Below are 18,115 nucleotides of genomic sequence, written 5' to 3' on the forward strand. Positions count from 1 at the left end.
CCGGTCGGCCACCGGGCGGTTGCCCGCGTTCGTGGCAGTCGTGTCGGAGTCGTCCCGCAGCTGAGCGACCAGCGCCGCGATCAGCGCCACCACCACCGCCAGGATCGCGATGTGCCAGCGGGCCCTGCGGGTCAGCGTCGGCCTCCAGGTAGGCATTGCGTCCCTGCGCGTCGGTCGCGGACCGGCTTTACAGCCCGGCCAGCGCGAGCAGGTGCTCGGTTTCCGGACCCTTCACCAGGGGCGCGGCCAGCGCCGCTTCGGTGGGCCCCAGTCCGAAGGACGGGCAGTCTTTGGCGATCAGGCAGACGCCACACGCCGGTTTGCGCGCGTGACACACCCGGCGGCCGTGGAAGATCACCCGGTGGCTCAGCATGGTCCACTCACCGCGCTCGATGAGCTCGCCCACGGCGTGCTCGATTTTGACCGGGTCCTTGTCGGCGGTCCATCGCCACCTGTGCACCAGCCGCGCGAAATGGGTGTCGACGGTGATGCCGGGGATCCCGAAGGCGTTGCCCAGGATGACGTTGGCGGTCTTGCGTCCCACCCCCGGCAGCGTGACCAGTTCGGCCATCGTCGACGGCACCTCGCCGTCGAAGCGTTCGACCAGGGCCTGCCCCAAACCGATCAACGAGGAGGCCTTGTTGCGAAAGAAACCGGTCGGGCGAATCAGGTTTTCCAGTTCGGCACGGTCGGCTTGCGCGTAGTCCAGCGCCGAGCTGTACCGCTTGAACAGCGCCGGGGTGGTCAGGTTGACGCGCTTGTCCGTGCTCTGCGCCGACAGGATGGTGGCGACGGTCAGCTCCAGCGGCGTCGTGAAATCCAGCTCGCAGTGCGCATCCGGAAACGCTTGCGCCAGAGCACGATTCATCCGCCGCGCCCTTCGCACCAGGCCCACCCGGGTTTCCTGCGACCACCGTCCGGCATCGGCGCCGCCGGACGGGGCCGGAGCCGATTTCGAACGCCCGGACGACTTCGCCGCTGTCACCTACGACAGAGTACTGATTTCGTGATCTGGCCGAGACCCCGTGTTGATTCAAGGCCATGTTTACTCTTCGTGTGTCGTGGTTGCTGGTGGCCGGCGTTCCGGTGCTGCTGATGCTGGCGGCGCTGGGTCTTGGGCGGCTCGAATCGGAGCTCGCCCCCCACGCCACGGCGGTGGCCGACGTCGACGAATTCCTGGAGCTTGCCGGCGGAGTGGACATGCACACGCTGGCGTCCGAAGGCATGCCGGAGGCGTTGGAATACCTGCATCGGCGCGAGCTCGCGCAGCTGCCCACGGCCCCGACGAGCGGGCGCACCGGCGGCCCGCGTCACGCCGCGCCGTCCTTTGCCGTCGGCTTCGTCGACCGCGACGAGATGACATTACCGACGCGGATACACGGCCATTCGCACGTCAATCCGCAGTTTAGGGCACCTCGACACGCCAATCGTGTGTAGCGTTGGCACGTTGGACACAACGGCGTACCTCTAGACTCGTCACGCGAGCAAGGGGTTAGCCTGCCCGTATCACATTAATTTTCTGGGAAAGTTGAAGAGGCAACGTGGACGAGATCCTGGCAAGGGCAGGAATCTTCCAAGGGGTTGAACCCGGCGCAGTCACGGCACTGACCAAGCAGCTGCAACCCGTCGACTTCCCCCGCGGACACACGGTCTTCGCCGAGGGGGAACCAGGCGATCGGCTGTACATCATCGTCTCGGGGAAGGTGAAGATCGGTCGCCGTTCCCCCGATGGACGCGAGAACCTGCTGACGATCATGGGCCCGTCGGACATGTTCGGCGAATTGTCGATCTTCGACCCGGGGCCTCGAACGTCCAGCGCCACCACCATCACCGAGGTGCGGGCGGTGTCGATGGACCGCGACGCGCTGCGGGCCTGGATCGCCGACCGCCCCGAGATCGCCGAGCAGCTGCTGCGGGTGTTGGCCCGACGCCTGCGCCGCACCAACAACAACCTGGCCGACCTCATCTTCACCGACGTGCCCGGCCGGGTGGCCAAGCAGCTGCTGCAGCTCGCCCAGCGGTTCGGCACCCAGGAGGGTGGCGCGATGCGGGTCACCCACGACCTGACGCAGGAAGAGATCGCGCAGCTGGTGGGGGCCTCCCGCGAGACGGTGAACAAGGCGCTGGCCGACTTCGCCCATCGCGGCTGGATCCGCCTGGAAGGCAAGAGCGTGCTGATCTCGGACTCCGAACGGCTCGCGCGCCGAGCCCGCTAATCCCCGCGGCGTTTCACCGTTCCGCGCCGCACGAGCCCCAACTGGCACCGTCTCGGCACCATGCGGCTACTTCACAACGTGCTAGCCCCGGCGCTATCGCCATCCAGAAAAACTGTGCGCTCCCAGAGCCGGAACCGATGGGCGGTAGTCACTGGCGGGGTCGCCCTACGCCGGCGACTCCGCGCGCAGGAAATTGAGCTGCACCTGCACCGACCATTCCGCGGCATCCCAGAGCTTCTCGTCGACATCGACATAGACGTGTTCGACGATCCGGCGGGCGCCGGCGTCCTCCCCCAGCTCCCGCACCGCCGCACGCACCTGATCGAGGCGCTCCCGCCGGTGCGCGAGATAGCCCTCGGCGACGGTCTGCAGGTCGGTCAGCTCGGGGCCGTGTCCGGGCAGCACTTGCCGTCGGCCCAGGCCGCGCAGGCGCCGCAGGGATTCCAGGTAGTCAGTGAGGCTGCCGTCCTCCTTGTCGAGGACGGCGGTCCCACGGCCCAGCACGGTATCGGCGGTCAGCACGGCATCGTCGAGCAGGAACGACAGCGAATCGGCGGTGTGCCCGGGCGTCGCCATGACCTTGATCTTGAGGCCGGCGGCGTCGATCACCTCACCGTCGGTCAGCTCGCCGCCCAGGCCACGCAGAAAACCGCTCCCCGCCGAGCGCACGGTCGCCCCGGTCAACTCGACCAGCTTGTCGATGCCGTCGGTGTGATCGCTGTGCCGGTGGCTGATCAGGACTAAGGCAATACGGCCCAGCGCGGCGACCCGCGCGATGTGCTCGTCGTCGTCGGGTCCGGGATCCACGATGACCAGTTCGTCGCTGCGCGGGCCGCGCAACACCCAGGTGTTGGTGCCTTCGAGCGTCAGCAGACCGGGGTTGTCGGCCAACAGCACCGACGCGGTGTCGGTGACCGTCCGCAGCTTGGCGTACGCAGGGTGGGTCAGCGACTCGGCGGCCTCGGTCACGGCGTCAACCGACCTCGACGATCAGCTCCACTTCCACCGGCGCATCCAGTGGCAGCTCGGAGACGCCGACCGCCGAACGCGCGTGCGCGCCCTGCTCGCCGAACAACTCGCCGAGCAGTTCGGAGGCCCCGTTGATGACGCTGGGCTGGCCGTTGAACCCCGGGGCCGACGCCACGAACCCGACGACCTTGACCACCCGGGTCACCGCGTCGATGCCCACCAGCGAGTCGACGGCCGCCAGCGCATTGAGCGCGCAGATCCGCGCCAGCGCCTTGCCCTCGTCGGGGCTGACGCCGGCGCCGACCTTGCCGGTGCCCAACAGCTTTCCGGCCTGCATCGGCAACTGGCCCGCGGTGTAGATCAGGTTGCCGGTGCGCACCGCCGGGACGTAGGCGGCCAGCGGCGCGACCACCTCCGGAAGCTCGAGGCCGAGCTCCCCGAGCCGGGCCTTCCAAGAAGGCTGAGCACTCATCGAGAAAGGCCTTTTACTTGGGGCGCTTCAGGTACGCGACGTGCTGCTCGCCGGTCGGCCCCTGCAGCACGGACACCAACTCCCAGCCGTCGGCACCCCACTGGTCGAGGATCTGTTTGGTGGCATGCGTCAGCAGCGGGACCGTGACGTACTCCCATGCGGTCGGTTGGCTCATGCCGCGAGCTTATCGGGTCGGGCTAGCATGCGAAGGTGGCAACCACATCGAGCGGCGGAGCTGCCGTCGGCTGGCCTGCGCGCTTGACGAAGGCCCGTTTACATTTCGTGACCGGCAAAGGCGGTACGGGCAAGTCGACCATCGCGGCGGCGCTGGCACTGACGCTGGCCGCCGGGGGCCGCAAGGTCTTGCTCGTGGAAGTCGAGGGCCGCCAAGGGATTGCGCAACTCTTCGACGTCCCGCCGCTGCCATATCAAGAGGTGAAGATCGCGACCGCCGAACGCGGCGGTCAGGTCAACGCCCTGGCGATCGACATCGAGGCCGCCTTCCTGGAATACCTCGAGATGTTCTACAACCTGGGCATTGCGGGTCGCGCGATGCGCCGCATCGGCGCGGTCGAGTTCGCGACCACGATCGCGCCCGGCCTGCGTGACGTGCTGCTGACCGGCAAGATCAAGGAGACGGTGATCCGCGTCGACAAGAATCGGCTGCCGGTTTATGACGCGATCGTCGTCGACGCCCCGCCGACCGGACGGATCGCGCGCTTCCTCGACGTCACCAAAGCCGTGTCCGATCTGGCCAAGGGCGGCCCGGTGCATTCGCAAGCCGACGGCGTGGTGAAGTTACTGCACTCCGAGCAGACGGCCATTCACTTAGTCACCCTGCTGGAGGCGTTGCCGATCCAGGAAACGCTGGAAGCCATCGAGGAGCTCGCCGAGATGCAGCTGCCGATCGGCAGCGTGATTGTGAACCGCAACATTCCGTCTTATTTGCAGCCGGCCGACCTGGCGAAGGCCGCCGAGGGCGACGTCGATGCGGACTCGGTGCGGGCCGGATTGGAAAAGTCCGGGATCACTTTGAACGACAAGGACTTCGCCGGACTGCTGACCGAGACCATCGAGCACGCGACGGTCGTCGCGACCCGCGCCGAGATCGCACAACAGCTCGACGCGCTGAAGGTGGCGCGACTGGAACTACCGGCCATCTCCGACGGGGTCGACCTCGGTAGCCTCTACGAGCTGTCGGAATCACTTGCGCAGCAGGGGGTTCGATGAGCACCACGCCCAAACAGCTTGACATGGCCGCCATCCTGGCCGACACCACCAACCGTGTGGTGGTGTGCTGCGGTGCCGGCGGGGTGGGCAAGACCACCACCGCGGCCGCGATCGCGCTGCGCGCCGCCGAATACGGGCGCAACGTCTGCGTTTTGACGATCGATCCGGCCAGGCGGCTGGCCCAGGCGCTGGGGGTCAGCGACCTCGGCAACACGCCGCAACGCGTCCCGCTGGCGGCGGAGGTTCCCGGCGAGCTCCACGCGATGATGCTCGACATGCGCCGCACCTTCGACGAGATGGTGGTCCAGTACTCGGGACCCGGTCGCGCGCAGGCGATTCTGGACAACCAGTTCTATCAGACCGTAGCCAGTTCGCTTGCCGGCACGCAGGAGTACATGGCGATGGAGAAGCTCGGTCAGCTGCTGGCCGAGGATCGCTGGGATTTGGTGGTCGTCGATACGCCGCCGTCGCGCAACGCCCTGGACTTCCTGGACGCGCCGAAGCGACTGGGCAGCTTCATGGACAGCCGGCTGTGGCGGCTGCTGCTGGCGCCGGGCCGCGGCATCGGGCGGTTAGTCACCGGCGCAATGGGTTTGGCGATGAAGGCAATGTCGACGATCCTGGGTTCACAGATGCTCGGCGACGCCGCGGCGTTCGTGCAGTCGCTGGACGCCACCTTCGGCGGCTTCCGCGAGAAGGCCGATCGCACCTACGCGTTGTTGAAGCGGCGCGGGACGCAGTTCGTCGTGGTGTCGGCGGCCGAGCCCGACGCGCTGCGCGAGGCGGCGTTCTTCGTCGACCGCTTGTCGCAGGAAGGGATGCCGCTCGCCGGGCTGGTGTTGAACCGCACCCATCCGCCGTTGTGCTCGCTGCCGGCCGAGCGGGCGATCGACGGCAGCGAAATGCTGGACCAGGACGGCGATTCCGAGTCCGCGTCGCTGGCCTCGGCGGTCTTGAAGATTCATGCCGACCGTGCGCAGACCGCCAAGCGGGAGGTCAGGCTGCTGTCCCGGTTCACCGGGGCCAACCCGCACGTGCCGGTGGTCGGGGTTCCGTCGCTGCCGTTCGATGTTTCGGACTTGGAGGCGCTGCGGGCGCTCGCCGATCAGATCACTTCGGTCGGTGACGATGCGGGCCGGGCAACGGCCCGCTGAGGAACCGACCAATCCGAATACGGCGGTGACGATGCGGGCCGGGCAACGGCCCGCTGAGGAACCGACCGGCTAAAGATCTGGCCGGCAGCCGTCGTAACAGAAACGTAATGACGAACGGCGGGACGTCCGCACCTGCTTGCGGAGCTCAACCGGCGGCCCGTCGCGCCGGGAACGGTCAGCCGACGCTGCGGGTCCGCCTCTTGTCGAAGAAGTCCGCCCAGGAAACCACCTCGGGGTGCTGCTTGAGCAGGGCGCGGCGCTGCCGCTCGGTCATGCCGCCCCAGACCCCGAACTCGACCTTGTTGTCCAGCGCGTCTGCCCCGCATTCCTGCATCACCGGGCAATGACGGCAGATCACGGCCGCTTTACGCTGGGCCGCTCCGCGGACAAACAGTTCGTCGGGATCGGTGGTCCGGCATAGCGCCTTCGAGACCCAAGCGATCCGTTCTTCGGCATCGACACTGCGGAGTACCCCTTGTGCGGCTGCAATGTTTGTCCTACGCGCCGCCGGCCGTATTGGTGACACGAACTGTTCCCTTTCCCTACCGGCCGCCCGTCACGGCCGCCCTCCTCGGGTGCAGATCCTGACCTAGCGATCTACGCCACACCATGTACTTCGGTGTTACCTGAATCTCACCGTGTGTCTAAGTTAGGTGGTCAGGTGCCAATTGCGCAACAGTCCGATAACGCTTTTTTTGGGACGGGCGTGCCGTCTCGTATCAAACGATAGGCGAAGAAGTGATCTTGCACACTCTGTGGCACGTCTGACCTGTAACGCAACTGCAAATTCGCGCCGCCGCCGCCGGCCCTGAGATGACGCAAATTTTGGAAGAACGTGCAGCGTGGCGGCGTGACTGGGGGCCGCTACTGTAGTAGCCATGTCAGACCGCCCCCCGGCCGCGCTCACGATCCTCAAGCTTGCGGGGCTTTGTCTGTTGGCCAGCGTCGTCGCCACGGCTCTGCTGTTTCCGTTCGCCGGCGGAATAGGACTGGTGTCCAATCGGGCCTCGGAAGTGGTGGCCAACGGCTCGGCCCAGCTGCTCGAGGGCGAGGTGCCCGCCGTGTCGACGATGGTCGACGCCAAGGGCAACACCATCGCCTGGCTGTATTCGCAGCGCCGGTTCGAGGTACCCAGCGACAAGATCGCCAACACGATGAAGCTGGCGATCGTCTCCATCGAGGACAAGCGGTTCGCCGAGCACAACGGCGTGGACTGGAAAGGCACCCTGACCGGGCTGGCCGGCTACGCCCGCGGCGACGTGGACACCCGGGGTGGCTCGACCATCGAGCAGCAGTACATCAAGAACTACCAACTGCTCGTCACCGCGAAAACCGACGCGGAGAAGCGCGCGGCGGTGGAGACCACCCCGGCCCGCAAGCTGCGCGAGATCCGCATGGCGTTGACGCTGGACAAAACCTTCACCAAGCCCGAGATCCTGACCCGCTATCTGAACCTGGTGTCGTTCGGCAACGGCTCGTTCGGCGTGCAGGACGCCGCCCAGACCTACTTCGGCATCAACGCGTCCGACCTGAACTGGCAGCAGGCGGCGCTGCTGGCGGGCATGGTGCAGTCGACCAGCGCGCTCAACCCGTACATCAACCCCGAAGGCGCGCTGGCACGGCGAAACCTGGTGCTGGACACCATGATTCAGAACATCCCGCAGGAGGAGGAAGCGCTGCGCGCCGCCAAGGCCGCGCCGTTGGGCATTCTGCCGCAGCCCAACGAGCTGCCCCGCGGCTGCATCGCGGCCGGCGACCGCGCCTTCTTCTGCGACTACGTCCAGGAGTACCTGTCGCGGGCCGGGATCAGTAAGGAGCAGGTGGCCCGGGGCGGCTACCTGATCAAGACCACGCTGGACCCGGACGTGCAGATCCCGGTCAAGGCGGCCATCGACAAATTCGCCAGCCCGACCCTGCCGGGGATCTCGAGCGTGATGAGCGTGATCCAGCCCGGCAAGACGTCGCACAAGGTGATGGCCATGGCCAGCAACCGCACCTACGGCCTCGACGTCGACGCCGGTCAGACCATGCGCCCGCAGCCGTTCTCGCTGGTCGGTGACGGCGCGGGATCCGTCTTCAAGATCTTCACCACGGCCGCGGCCCTGGACATGGGCATGGGCACCAACGCCACCCTGGAGGTGCCGGGCCGGTTCCAGGCGAAGGGCATGGGTAGCGGCGGGGCCAAGGGCTGCCCCAAGGACAACTGGTGCGTGGTCAACGCCGGCAACTATCGCGGGTCGATGAACGTCACCGACGCGTTGGCCACCTCGCCCAACACCGCGTTCGCCAAGCTGATCCAGCAGGTCGGTGTGACGCGCACGGTGGACATGGCGATCAAGCTCGGGCTGCGGTCCTACGCCGACCCGGGCACGGCCCGCGACTACAACCCCGATAGCAACGAGAGCCTGGCCGACTTCGTCAAGCGGCAGAACATCGGCTCGTTCACGCTGGGCCCCATCGAGGTGAACGCGCTGGAGCTGTCCAACGTCGCGGCCACCCTGGCCTCGGGCGGCACCTGGTGCCCGCCCAATCCGATTGACAAGCTGGTCGACCGCAAGGGCAACGAGGTCGCCGTCACCACCGAGACCTGCGACCAGGTGGTGCCCGACGGTCTGGCGAACACGCTGGCCAACGCGATGAGCAAGGACGCCCTGGGCGGCGGCACGGCGGCCGGTTCGGCCAGCGCGGCGGGCTGGGACCTGCCGGTGTCCGGTAAGACAGGCACCACCGAGGCGCACCGCTCGTCGGGCTTCGTGGGCTTCACCAACCACTACGCGGCGGCGAACTACATCTACGACGACTCGACGAACCCCACCGATCTGTGCTCCGCCCCGCTGCGCCACTGCGCCGAGGGCGACCTGTACGGCGGTAACGAGCCGGCCCGCACCTGGTTCACCGCGATGAAGCCGATCGCCACAAATTTCGGGCCCGTGCAGTTGCCGCCCACCGATCCCCGCTACGTCGACGGGGCGCCCGGGTCACGGGTGCCCAGCGTCGCCGGCCTGGATATCGACGCGGCACGCCAGCGCATCAAGGAGGCCGGCTTCCAGGTCTCCGACCAGAACAACTTCGTCAACAGCAGCGCGAAGCAGGGCGAAGTGGTCGGCACGACGCCGAGCGGCGCGACGATCCCGGGCTCGATCATCACCATTCAGGTCAGCAACGGCATCCCGCCGGCCCCGCCGCCGCCACCGGAAGGTGCACCACCGCCGGTCGGTTCGCAGGTCGTCGAGATCCCAGGCCTGCCCCCGATCACCATTCCGCTCCTGGCGCCGCCGCCACCAGCGCCCGGCCAGCCGCCGCCATAAGCGTCGTGGCGTCAAGAGATTACGCTGCCAGTCCCCGACCGGAAGTAAGCTGCCAGCATGGCTGCTGCTCAAGTCCCGATTGCCCGGCTCCTCCCCGGGCCGCCTCGCGGCCCGCATCGTCGCCGAGCCGTGCCCGTCCTGATACGTGCCGGCGCCGCCACCCTTGCTTCGAGCGTCGCCGGCCTCGGCTATGCCGCGGTCATCGAGCGCAACGCGTTCGTCCTACGCGAGATCACCATGCCCGTGCTGTCCCCGGGCTCGACTCCGCTGCGGGTGCTGCATATCAGCGACCTCCACATGACGCCCGGGCAGCGCCGCAAACAGGCGTGGCTGCGCGAACTGGCCGGCTGGGAACCGGACCTGGTGGTCAACACCGGCGACAACCTAGCCCACCCCAAGGCGGTGCCGTCGGTCATCCAGGCCCTGGGTGACCTGCTCTCGCGGCCGGGTGTCTTCGTGTTCGGCAGCAACGACTACTTCGCGCCGAAGCTGAAGAATCCGCTGAACTACGTGACCAACCCGTCGCACCGGGTCCGCGGTGAACCGCTGCCCTGGCAGGACCTGCGGGCGGCGTTCACCGAGCGCGGCTGGCTCGACCTCACCCACACCCGCCGCGAGTTCGAAGTGGCCGGCCTGAACGTCGCGGCCGCGGGCGTGGACGACCCGCACCTCGACCGGGACCGCTACGAAACCATCGCCGGGCCGGCCAGTCCGGCGGCGAATCTGCGGCTGGGACTGACCCATTCGCCCGAGCCCAGGGTGCTGGACCGGTTCGCCGCCGACGGCTATCAACTGGTGATGGCCGGGCACACGCACGGCGGTCAGGTGTGCCTGCCGTTCTACGGCGCGCTGGTGACCAACTGCGGCCTGGACCGCTCGCGCGCCAAGGGACCGTCGCGCTGGGGCGCGAACATGCAGTTGCATGTGTCCGCCGGCATGGGGACCTCGCCGTTCGCGCCGGTGCGATTCTGCTGCCGCCCGGAGGCGACCCTGCTGACGTTGATCGCCACCCCGATGGGCGACCGCGACGCGGCCAGCGACCTGAGCCGTTCGCAGCCAACAGCATCGGTGCGTTGACCGGCCAGACCCGGATCGCGGTCCGCAGCCGCTCGCGTTGCTGGACCGACAATGCGATCCGGCTGATCCAGGCCGACGCCCGGCGCAGCGCCGACACCCATCTGCTTCGCTATCCGCTGCCGTCGGCGTGGAGCACCGGCGGTCCCGGCGCCCAGGTCGCGCTGTACCTCAAAGACGAGACCACGCACATCACCGGTAGCCTCAAGCACCGGCTCGCCCGCTCGCTGTTCCTCTACGCGCTGTGCAACGGCTGGATCGACGAGGACACCACCGTGGTCGAGGCGTCGTCGGGTTCGACGGCGGTGTCCGAGGCCTATTTCGCCGCCCTGCTGGGGCTGCCGTTCGTCGCCGTGATGCCGGCGGCGACGAGCGCGTCGAAGGTGGCGCTGATCGAAGCCCACGGCGGCCGTTGCCATTTCGTGCAGAGCTCCAGCGAGGTCTACGCCGAGGCCCAGCGGATCGCCCACGAGACGGGTGGACACTACCTGGACCAGTTCACCAACGCCGAACGCGCCACCGACTGGCGGGGCAACAACAACATCGCCGAGTCGATCTTCGAGCAGATGCGCGAGGAGGAGCACCCCGTCCCGGAGTGGATCGTGGTCGGGGCGGGCACCGGCGGAACCAGCGCCACGATCGGGCGCTACATCCGGTACCGGCGCCACGCCACCCGGTTGTGCGTCGTCGACCCGGAGAATTCCGCGTTCTTCCCCGCCTACGCCCAAGGTCGGAACGACCTGGTGCTGCCCGGCTCGTCGCGCATCGAGGGCATCGGCCGGCCGCGAGTGGAGCCGTCGTTTCTGCCCGGCGTGGTCGACCGGATGGTGGCCGTCCCGGACGCGGCGTCGATCGCGGCCGCGCGGCACGTCAGCGCCGTGTTGGGGCGCCGGGTGGGGCCGTCGACGGGCACCAACCTGTGGGGTGCGTTCGGCCTGCTCGCCGAGATGGTCGCCGAGGGCCGCAGCGGTTCGGTCGTCACGCTGCTCGCCGACAGCGGCGACCGCTACCGCGACACCTATTTCAGCGACGAGTGGGTGCGGGCGCAGGGATTGGATCCGACCGGCCCGGCCGAGGCGCTGGTCGAGTTCGAGCGATCCTGCGCCTGGACGTGACCTCGCGCACCGCGGTTTGGCCAGCCGACGGCCCGGTGCGATAGGCTGTCGGAGCTTCAAGCGGGGTGTGGCGCAGCTTGGTAGCGCGCTTCGTTCGGGACGAAGAGGCCGTGGGTTCAAATCCCGCCACCCCGACCAGTTGGACATCGATCGCTCGTCAGCCGCGGCGGCCGGTCGCGGCTGGCGTCTGGCCCCCGTCAACGGGTGTCTCGCCCGGGGTCGGCCTCGTGCGTAATCGCTCAAAAGCGGGCCGATATACTGCATCTCACGAAATGCTAAGCAGACAGCATTGACGTTCGTCGCCGTCATAACCCATCAGTGATCGCCTCGCGAGACCGCAGGCTGCAGAAACGGCGCGGAATTGCCTGTAACCGGTCTCGAAGCTTGAGGGCGACATTCAGTGACCAATTTTGACGATCTGACCCTGCTCACCGACGTTCTGCGCGCCATCTATTCGGCGGACGCGTCGGACTTCCCCCAGGTGCTCGACGATCTGACCAGCGCGGCCGCGCGCTGGGTGCCGGGGGCTCAGGAAGCGGGGATCACCGTCACCAGCCGGCAGAACGAGATCAGCACCCCGTCGGTCACCCACGACAGCGCCCGCCTGCTGGACGAGTTCCAGCGGCGCCACCTGGAGGGGCCGTGCGTGCACGCCGCGTGGACCCGCAAGGTCGTGGTCATCGACGACCTCGAGACGGACGAACGTTGGCCGAAGTATCAGGCCGACGCGCTCGCCCACACGCCGATCCGCAGCGTTCTGTCGCTGCCCATGTTCGCCGACGAGCTGAGCATGGGCGCCCTGAACTTCTATGCCGATCGCCCGCAGGCCTTCGCCGAGGACTCCCGCCGGATCGCCGCCATCTTCGCGGCACTGGGCGCCCTGGCGTGGAGCAACGTGGTGCGCACCCAACAGTTCAAGGAAGCCCTGAGCACCCGCGACATGATTGGTCAGGCCAAAGGCATCCTCATCGAGCGCTACGACCTCGACGATCAGACCGCCTTCAACACGCTGATCAAACTCTCGCAGAGCATGAACACCCCGCTGCGGGACATCGCGCGCCGGGTGATCGAGGACGCGACCCGGCGCTGACGCCACCGTGACGGCCCGAACAAGCTGTGGCGCAGAGGGTTTCGCTAGGCTTCCCACTCCGGTTCCAGCCGCTGCGGCCGGGCGTGGGGAGCGACCCCGGGTGTGCGCCGCGGGCCCCGCCCGGGAACGGTGGCGATTCGCGTCCAGCTCTGCAATTGGGTGCGCCCGACCAGACGGCAGTGATGGGTGCTGGCGAGCCGGCGAGCCGCCTTGGTGAAGGTCTGGTTGGTCACCACGACCGTCCGGTTGCAGCCATGGTGCAGCGCCCCGGCCACGACCTGCTGGACCGCGGCCACGCCGACAGCCTTCGCCAGCCTTTTGCATTGAACGGCCATGCGGGCGCCGTCCTTCTTGGCGATCAGGTCCACGCCGTAGTCGCCGGTGCTCGCCGTGGGGGTGACGCTGTAGCCCGCGATGCGAAGCTGTGCCGCAACGAATCCCTCGAACTCGGTGCCCGACATCCGATCGATGGTCCGCAGCCCGGCTTTCGCGCATTTCAAATCACGGCGTCGCTGTGCGTCGGCCTGGTGGCGATCCCGTTGCAGCGAAAGCCACCACAGGACGGCCACCGCGGCGGCCAGGCCAACCAGGCCGGCGGCGCATCCCGCCGGCAGGCTACCGGTGGCCCGCTGCGTGAAATACCAAGGGAGCGCTAACCCCAGCGGCAGGAGCGACCCGAGCACCTTCTCCATCGTCCGCTGAACCTAGTGGATACCACCGACAATTCAGCGCAGGTCGGCGGTCGAACCGCGGCGCGGGGCTCATCCGGGCCGGGGAGTCTTCTCCGCAGAGCCGATATCAGGCGCAGTCGGCGCACACCGGAAGGCCGGAGCTCGATGTGCGCATCCGGCTACGGTGCTGGACCAAAAAGCAGCTGGAGCAGGTGAACTCGTCGGCCCGCTGCGGAATCACGGTCACCGACAGCTCCTCCCCGGACAGGTCGGCACCCGGCAACTCGAAGAAGTGCACATCGTTGGGGTCCTCGTCCACCACGGTGGTGGCGGGTCCCTGCAGGGTCGGGGCCAGTTCGCGTAGCGAGGACTTGTCGGGGGTGTCCGCGTCGGATATACGGCGTGCGTCGTAGTCAGTGGTGGTCGCCATCGGTGTTCCTTCCCGCTCCGGAACGGGTTGACGCACTTTCCTGTACTCACCCGTGGCGCAGGCAGTACCCCGTTCGGGGGTGTGCTACACCGATGCGACCGAAAAAAGTGCCGGATTCTCTCGCTCGCCGCGAGCGATCGGGCGTTTACCGATGGCGCGGGCTACCTGCCCGCCACGTGATGGGCAAACCGCCACCGCTCAGCTGCTGGGCGGTGGCGCCGGCTGGTCGGAATGCGTGGCATGCCAGCGCAGTTCGGCATCGCGGACCTTGCGGTGGGTGCGCAGCAGCCAAGTTGCGCTCAGCGCGCCCAGTATGACGGCGACGATCAGGGCAACGGCGCCGGCCACCAGATGGCCGGCGGCCACGGCGAACAGGCCGACGGTGAGGGCGATCACCGCGAGGGCCGACCCGGCAAGCCCGGGTGCGTTGGCGCCGTTCTTGAGCGATTCGCCGGCGTGCGCACGGGTGGTACGGGCATGGTCGACTGGGGCGTTCTTGCGGTAATCCAACGTCATTCCTCGTCGAAAACTATTGTGTGCCAGCGTTATTCACAATACGGCCTAGGTCGGTTCCGCTGGTAAGAGCGGCACGGCCGTTCCGGCGCAGCGGATCATCACCCCGGGATACCCGTCGGCCCAGGGACCAAACGAAGGTGGACCGTGTCAGTCACGCCCTGCCTGGGTATGCCACGCACATGACTTCACGATCGCACGCGGGCGGGTGCCCGGGCACCGGCGCCGGGAGCCTGCCCTGACGGCGCGCGGCGGCCGCCCCGCCGTCCTGTTCGACGTCGACGGCACCCTGGTGGATTCCAACTACCTGCACGTGCACGCCTGGCAGCGCGCGTTCGACGCCGAGGGCCTGGTGGTGGCGTCCTGGCAAATCCATCGCTGCATCGGTATGGACGGATCCAGGCTGGTGCGCAAGCTCTCCGACGACGCGCCGGCCGACGTGCAGGAGCGCCTCAGCGACAAACACAGCGAGTACTACCGGGAGATCACGCCGCTGCTGCAACCGCTGCCCGGCGCCCGCGACCTGCTGCGCCGCGTCGCCGAGCTGGGCCTGCAGGTGGTGCTGGCCAGCTCGGCGCCCGAAGACGAACTGGAGATCCTGCGCAAGGTGCTCGATTGCGACGACGTCATCTCCGAGACCACGTCATCACGCGACGTCGACACCGCCAAGCCCGAACCCGGCATCGTGAAGGTGGCCCTGGACCGGGCCGGCGTGGACGCCGAACACGCCGTGTTCGTCGGGGACGCCGTATGGGACGCACACGCCGCTACCGGCGCGGGACTGCCGTGCATCGGGCTGTGCAGCGGCGGCATCGCCCGCGCGGAACTGCAGGAGGCGGGGGCCGACCCCGTCTTCGCCGATCCGCGTGACCTGCTCGAACACCTGGCATCCACCCGGATCCCGGTGCTCGCGCCCCGCCGCTGACCGGCGGGGTCGCATCACTCGCCGTGCGTCCGCAACATCAGTGGCAGCACCCACCAGAAGAAGGTGAACAGCGGCAGCGCACAAGCTCCGGCTATCAGGCCCACGGTCCGCCCGGCCACCGCGGCGAAGATGATCGTGGTGAGGCCGACGACCGCCAGACCGAGCAGGGCCAGCCCGGCATAGGCACACCGGTGTGCGGCCGAGACCAGGACTTGTAGCCGATGACGCCGGAAGAGCATCCGGTGCATGGCCACCGGCGCGATCAGCAAGACGGTCGCGCACACCGCGCACACCACGGTGGCCAGATAGACCACGCGCATCGGCGGCCCCAGCTGGTCGAAGCGCTGCTGGAACGGCAGCGTCAGCAGGAAACCGGTCAGCAGCTGCACCCCGGTCTGGACCACCCGCAGCTCCTGCAGCAAGCTGTTCCAATTGCGGTCCAGGCGTTGAACTTCGGTCTCGCCGCGCGCACGGCGATCCCACCGCTGGTCCGATTGCGGATGGTCGACGTCCATAGCCCGATCATCGCACCTGGGCCGGGCGCGCAGACCGCTTCGGGTCCGCGGTGCGCTCGGGAAAAGCGCTGGAATATGTCCCGAAATCGATGAGATGCGAAACCAAATTTGGCGCATTTGCGCCAAAGACGTTGTCAGGCAAGCGATGCGTACAGCGGGGCGCTAGCTGTTGAGTGTGCCGTCCCGCACGCCGGTCAGTGCGTCGTCGAGCGTCGGATACAGCGGGAAGGTCTTGTCCAGCCCGGTCAGGTGGATCGGCCTGCGGGTGGCCGGACCGCGTGCGACCACGCCGAACCCGGTCTGCTTGCCCAGCTTCTCATACGTCGCGGCCAGGATCTTCAGGCCGACCGAGCCGAGAAACTCCACCGCCGAGAGATCGATGACCAGCGCCGTCGGGCTATCGGCGACGACAGCGCTAATGGCTTGTTCCAGGGCGGGCGCCGTGACCAAATCGATTTCGCCGCTGACACTGACCACGGACACCCCGTCGTGGTCCTCAACCAACGTGGTAATCGAATCAGGAGCTGACAATGGCAATCCTTTGTCCTAGGCCGTGGCGTGGTTCAACCCTAGCCTGCCGTTACGAACTGCGAGAAGAATATGCCCTCTACACGTGCCCCGCGACAACCCAGGCTAGTCTCGCAAAAGGAACTGCAGACCGCAGGGCGCGACGTGGCACTCGGGAGGCCAGATGTCAGATTCGCCGTCGGACTTCAACAGTACCGGCGCCGCCGCGCAGACCGTGGGTATTTCCAGCGAGGGCCTGCTGCCGCAGCTAGTTCAGCATCTGCGGCAGAATCGGACGATTCTGCGCGAGGAATGGGCCCGCCGCATCACCGAGGCGCAGTTACTCACCGCGATGACCCCGGAGGAGATTTTCTCCGAGGCGACGACGGTGTACGACAGCTACGTCGAGGTGCTCGAGACCGGTAGCGTCGAGGCACTGCAGGACTACGCGCGCGACCTGTCCGAACGCATCATCCCGCGCGGTGTGGAGACCGACGAGGTACTCGGCATCGTCCTGCTGCTGCGCGACGTGCTGGCTCGCTCCCTGTTCGAGAAGTATCAGACCGACTTCGACATGCTCAATCGAGTGTTGGACGCCTACGAGCCGGCGGCCAACCGCATCGCCAACACGGTGGGCGTGTCGTTCGTGCAGGAACGCGAGCGCATCATCCGCCAGCAGCAGGAGGCGATCCGCGAGCTGTCGACGCCGGTGCTGCAGGTGCGTGAGCAGCTGCTGATCCTGCCGATCATCGGTGTGCTGGATTCCCAGCGCGCCCGCCAGGTCACCGAACAGCTGCTGCGGGCCATCCGCGCGAACCGGGCCAAGGTGGTGGTCATCGACATCACCGGTGTGCCCACCATCGACTCGACGGTGGCCAACCACCTGGTGCAGACCGTCGACGCGTCGGGTTTGATGGGCGCCAGCGTGATCATCACCGGCCTGTCCTCCGAGATCGCGCTGACGCTGGTGACCATCGGGCTGGACCTGTCGAAGATGAACGCGGTCGGCGACCTGCAGGGCGGCATCGAGGAGGCCGAACGCCTGCTGGGCTACGAGGTCACCCGCACCGGCGAATAGACCGGCTAACCACCATCGACACGAGCACCCTATGCCAGTACCGATCCTGAAGCAGGGCTCGATTCTCATTGCGTCGGTACAGGCCGCCCTCACCGACTCCGACGCCGAACGCCTTCGTTACGACCTCATGGAACGGGTCAGCCAGTTCCGCGCCCAGGGCATCATCGTCGACGTCACCGCCATCGATGTGATGGATTCCTTTGCCGCGCGGTCGCTGCGGACCATCGCGCACATGACCCGGCTGCGCGGCGCGGACACCGTGATCGTGGGGCTGCAGCCGGAGGTGGCCTTCGCGATGGTGCAGCTGGGTCTTGAGTTCGACGACATGAACACCGCGCTGGATCTTGAAGAAGGCCTCGCCCTGCTGAATCGCCAAGGCGGCGTGGGGAAGTCAACGATCGGGCTCGACGGTGGCGGCTGATATCGTCGTCGCCATCGACCACCCCGACGACATCGTCGAAGCCCGCAAGGCCGGACACCAACTCGCCCTCGATCTGGGATTCTCCCTTACCGACGTCACGATGATCGCCACGGCGATCTCGGAGATCGCGCGGAACATCACCAGCTACGCGGGCCGCGGTGCCGTCCGGGTGGCCGTCGCCGATCGGGAGGGACGCGAGGCCCTGGTGGTGCGCGCCGAAGATCAGGGCCCCGGCATCGCCGACATCGAGCGGGCGATGGAGGACGGCTACACGACCGGACGGGGCCTGGGCATGGGCCTGCCGGGTGCCCGCCGCCTGATGGACCGGTTGGTAGTCGAGTCGACACTGGGCCAGGGGACCGTCATCGAAATGTGGAAATGGGTTCCCCCTCGTGCATAAGAACGGACGCTTCGGACCCATCGAATG

General features: G+C 67.6%; 22 protein-coding genes, 1 tRNA gene and 1 pseudogene. 13 read left to right on the top strand and 11 right to left on the bottom strand.

The features are described from left to right. Both DQP58_RS27510 and nth read right to left on the bottom strand, forming a co-directional pair. Positions 1-156: pseudogene (locus DQP58_RS27510) on the bottom strand (TlpA family protein disulfide reductase); the annotation flags it as partial. A gap of 31 nt (positions 157-187) precedes the next feature. Further along, positions 188-868: an endonuclease III gene (nth, locus tag DQP58_RS16385; RefSeq protein ID WP_165827893.1), complete on the bottom strand. Its 681-nt coding sequence runs from the start codon at positions 866-868 to the stop codon at positions 188-190. Positions 869-1,041: 173 nt separating this feature from the next. Here nth and DQP58_RS16390 point away from each other — a divergent pair, with 173 nt between their 5' ends. Continuing rightward, positions 1,042-1,437, top strand: coding sequence for a hypothetical protein (locus DQP58_RS16390; RefSeq protein ID WP_231997961.1), 396 nt, complete (start codon positions 1,042-1,044; stop codon positions 1,435-1,437). 104 nt (positions 1,438-1,541) lie between these two features. Further along, positions 1,542-2,216 (top strand): cAMP-activated global transcriptional regulator CRP, encoded by a 675-nt coding sequence (crp, locus tag DQP58_RS16395; RefSeq protein WP_036465140.1) that lies wholly within the window; start codon positions 1,542-1,544, stop codon positions 2,214-2,216. A gap of 165 nt (positions 2,217-2,381) precedes the next feature. On the opposite strand, the gene DQP58_RS16400 is transcribed toward crp, so the two are convergent. From DQP58_RS16400 to DQP58_RS16410, 3 genes are read right to left on the bottom strand one after another with little or no spacing between them, the layout of a single operon-like run. Continuing rightward, complete coding sequence (locus tag DQP58_RS16400; protein WP_112709359.1) at positions 2,382-3,185, bottom strand: MBL fold metallo-hydrolase; 804 nt, start codon at positions 3,183-3,185, stop codon at positions 2,382-2,384. 4 nt (positions 3,186-3,189) lie between these two features. After that, positions 3,190-3,657 carry a RidA family protein gene (locus DQP58_RS16405; RefSeq protein ID WP_112709360.1) on the bottom strand — a complete coding sequence of 156 codons (468 nt, stop codon included), beginning with the start codon at positions 3,655-3,657 and terminating at the stop codon, positions 3,190-3,192. A gap of 13 nt (positions 3,658-3,670) precedes the next feature. Beyond that, positions 3,671-3,832, bottom strand: coding sequence for a DUF4177 domain-containing protein (locus DQP58_RS16410; RefSeq protein ID WP_007772224.1), 162 nt, complete (start codon positions 3,830-3,832; stop codon positions 3,671-3,673). A gap of 35 nt (positions 3,833-3,867) precedes the next feature. On the opposite strand from DQP58_RS16410, the gene DQP58_RS16415 reads away from it, so the two are divergent. Next, entirely contained in the window at positions 3,868-4,887 is a 1,020-nt protein-coding gene (locus DQP58_RS16415; protein ID WP_112709361.1) for an ArsA-related P-loop ATPase, read from the top strand. Continuing rightward, the gene (locus tag DQP58_RS16420; protein ID WP_112709362.1) at positions 4,884-6,041 is read left to right on the top strand and encodes an ArsA family ATPase; all 1,158 of its coding nucleotides are present in this window, start codon (positions 4,884-4,886) and stop codon (positions 6,039-6,041) included. The genes DQP58_RS16415 and DQP58_RS16420 overlap by 4 nt, the downstream gene beginning before the upstream one ends. 175 nt (positions 6,042-6,216) lie before the next feature. On the opposite strand, the gene DQP58_RS16425 is transcribed toward DQP58_RS16420, so the two are convergent. Next, a complete protein-coding gene (locus DQP58_RS16425; RefSeq protein ID WP_007772220.1) occupies positions 6,217-6,567 on the bottom strand; it encodes a WhiB family transcriptional regulator in 351 nt (116 codons plus the stop codon). A 352-nt stretch (positions 6,568-6,919) separates the two neighbouring features. Here DQP58_RS16425 and ponA2 point away from each other — a divergent pair, with 352 nt between their 5' ends. The 5 genes from ponA2 (at position 6,920) to DQP58_RS16450 (ending at position 12,628) form a co-directional block, all read left to right on the top strand. Continuing rightward, a complete protein-coding gene (gene ponA2 / locus DQP58_RS16430) occupies positions 6,920-9,349 on the top strand; it encodes a transglycosylase/D,D-transpeptidase PonA2 (protein WP_112709363.1) in 2,430 nt (809 codons plus the stop codon). 57 nt (positions 9,350-9,406) lie between these two features. After that, entirely contained in the window at positions 9,407-10,426 is a 1,020-nt protein-coding gene (locus tag DQP58_RS16435) for a metallophosphoesterase (RefSeq protein WP_240629872.1), read from the top strand. Continuing rightward, positions 10,423-11,538 (top strand): PLP-dependent cysteine synthase family protein, encoded by a 1,116-nt coding sequence (locus DQP58_RS16440; protein WP_205869446.1) that lies wholly within the window; start codon positions 10,423-10,425, stop codon positions 11,536-11,538. Before DQP58_RS16435 ends, DQP58_RS16440 begins: the two co-directional genes overlap by 4 nt. A 61-nt stretch (positions 11,539-11,599) precedes the next feature. Beyond that, positions 11,600-11,676, top strand: a tRNA-Pro gene (locus DQP58_RS16445). A 262-nt stretch (positions 11,677-11,938) separates the two neighbouring features. Next, positions 11,939-12,628, top strand: coding sequence for a GAF and ANTAR domain-containing protein (locus tag DQP58_RS16450; protein WP_112709365.1), 690 nt, complete (start codon positions 11,939-11,941; stop codon positions 12,626-12,628). Positions 12,629-12,672: 44 nt separating this feature from the next. Here DQP58_RS16450 and DQP58_RS16455 read toward each other — a convergent pair whose 3' ends face one another. The 3 genes from DQP58_RS16455 to DQP58_RS16465 form a co-directional block, all read right to left on the bottom strand. Next, positions 12,673-13,320, bottom strand: a complete 648-nt coding sequence (locus tag DQP58_RS16455; RefSeq protein WP_112709366.1) for a restriction endonuclease — start codon at positions 13,318-13,320, stop codon at positions 12,673-12,675. Between the two features lie 106 nt (positions 13,321-13,426). Then, positions 13,427-13,729 carry a DUF4193 domain-containing protein gene (locus tag DQP58_RS16460; protein WP_112709367.1) on the bottom strand — a complete coding sequence of 101 codons (303 nt, stop codon included), beginning with the start codon at positions 13,727-13,729 and terminating at the stop codon, positions 13,427-13,429. 198 nt (positions 13,730-13,927) lie between these two features. Continuing rightward, on the bottom strand, positions 13,928-14,245 hold the full coding sequence (locus DQP58_RS16465; RefSeq protein WP_112709368.1) for an MnhB domain-containing protein: 318 nt from the start codon (positions 14,243-14,245) through the stop codon (positions 13,928-13,930). Positions 14,246-14,450: 205 nt separating this feature from the next. On the opposite strand from DQP58_RS16465, the gene DQP58_RS16470 reads away from it, so the two are divergent. After that, the gene (locus DQP58_RS16470; protein WP_205869447.1) at positions 14,451-15,167 is read left to right on the top strand and encodes an HAD family hydrolase; all 717 of its coding nucleotides are present in this window, start codon (positions 14,451-14,453) and stop codon (positions 15,165-15,167) included. A gap of 14 nt (positions 15,168-15,181) precedes the next feature. On the opposite strand, the gene DQP58_RS16475 is transcribed toward DQP58_RS16470, so the two are convergent. After that, positions 15,182-15,682: a DUF6328 family protein gene (locus DQP58_RS16475; RefSeq protein WP_112709369.1), complete on the bottom strand. Its 501-nt coding sequence runs from the start codon at positions 15,680-15,682 to the stop codon at positions 15,182-15,184. Positions 15,683-15,844: 162 nt separating this feature from the next. Continuing rightward, entirely contained in the window at positions 15,845-16,213 is a 369-nt protein-coding gene (locus DQP58_RS16480; protein ID WP_231997738.1) for an STAS domain-containing protein, read from the bottom strand. Positions 16,214-16,373: 160 nt separating this feature from the next. Between DQP58_RS16480 and DQP58_RS16485 the strand changes: the two genes are divergently transcribed. The 3 genes from DQP58_RS16485 to DQP58_RS16495 are packed head-to-tail and all read left to right on the top strand — an operon-like array spanning position 16,374 to position 18,088. Next, positions 16,374-17,267, top strand: a complete 894-nt coding sequence (locus DQP58_RS16485) for an STAS domain-containing protein (protein WP_066867687.1) — start codon at positions 16,374-16,376, stop codon at positions 17,265-17,267. A 31-nt stretch (positions 17,268-17,298) separates the two neighbouring features. Beyond that, complete coding sequence (locus DQP58_RS16490) at positions 17,299-17,688, top strand: STAS domain-containing protein (RefSeq protein WP_066867698.1); 390 nt, start codon at positions 17,299-17,301, stop codon at positions 17,686-17,688. Beyond that, entirely contained in the window at positions 17,678-18,088 is a 411-nt protein-coding gene (locus tag DQP58_RS16495; RefSeq protein ID WP_066867701.1) for an anti-sigma regulatory factor, read from the top strand. Before DQP58_RS16490 ends, DQP58_RS16495 begins: the two co-directional genes overlap by 11 nt. The last annotated feature ends 27 nt before the right edge of the window (positions 18,089-18,115 follow it).

Origin of the sequence: Mycobacterium colombiense (assembly GCF_003284975.1) — a bacterium.
Taxonomy (GTDB): Bacteria; Actinomycetota; Actinomycetes; order Mycobacteriales; family Mycobacteriaceae; genus Mycobacterium; species Mycobacterium europaeum_A.

Coding starts and splice junctions, on each gene's coding strand:
- DQP58_RS16475 (WP_112709369.1), bottom strand. CDS start 15,682: ATGGACGTCGACCATCCGCAATCGGACCAGCGGTGGGATCGCCGTGCG.
- ponA2 (WP_112709363.1), top strand. CDS start 6,920: ATGTCAGACCGCCCCCCGGCCGCGCTCACGATCCTCAAGCTTGCGGGG.
- DQP58_RS16405 (WP_112709360.1), bottom strand. CDS start 3,657: ATGAGTGCTCAGCCTTCTTGGAAGGCCCGGCTCGGGGAGCTCGGCCTC.
- DQP58_RS16435 (WP_240629872.1), top strand. CDS start 9,407: ATGGCTGCTGCTCAAGTCCCGATTGCCCGGCTCCTCCCCGGGCCGCCT.
- DQP58_RS16420 (WP_112709362.1), top strand. CDS start 4,884: ATGAGCACCACGCCCAAACAGCTTGACATGGCCGCCATCCTGGCCGAC.
- DQP58_RS16410 (WP_007772224.1), bottom strand. CDS start 3,832: ATGAGCCAACCGACCGCATGGGAGTACGTCACGGTCCCGCTGCTGACG.
- DQP58_RS16390 (WP_231997961.1), top strand. CDS start 1,042: ATGTTTACTCTTCGTGTGTCGTGGTTGCTGGTGGCCGGCGTTCCGGTG.
- DQP58_RS16465 (WP_112709368.1), bottom strand. CDS start 14,245: ATGACGTTGGATTACCGCAAGAACGCCCCAGTCGACCATGCCCGTACC.
- nth (WP_165827893.1), bottom strand. CDS start 868: ATGAATCGTGCTCTGGCGCAAGCGTTTCCGGATGCGCACTGCGAGCTG.
- DQP58_RS16455 (WP_112709366.1), bottom strand. CDS start 13,320: ATGGAGAAGGTGCTCGGGTCGCTCCTGCCGCTGGGGTTAGCGCTCCCT.
- DQP58_RS16485 (WP_066867687.1), top strand. CDS start 16,374: ATGTCAGATTCGCCGTCGGACTTCAACAGTACCGGCGCCGCCGCGCAG.
- DQP58_RS16460 (WP_112709367.1), bottom strand. CDS start 13,729: ATGGCGACCACCACTGACTACGACGCACGCCGTATATCCGACGCGGAC.
- DQP58_RS16490 (WP_066867698.1), top strand. CDS start 17,299: ATGCCAGTACCGATCCTGAAGCAGGGCTCGATTCTCATTGCGTCGGTA.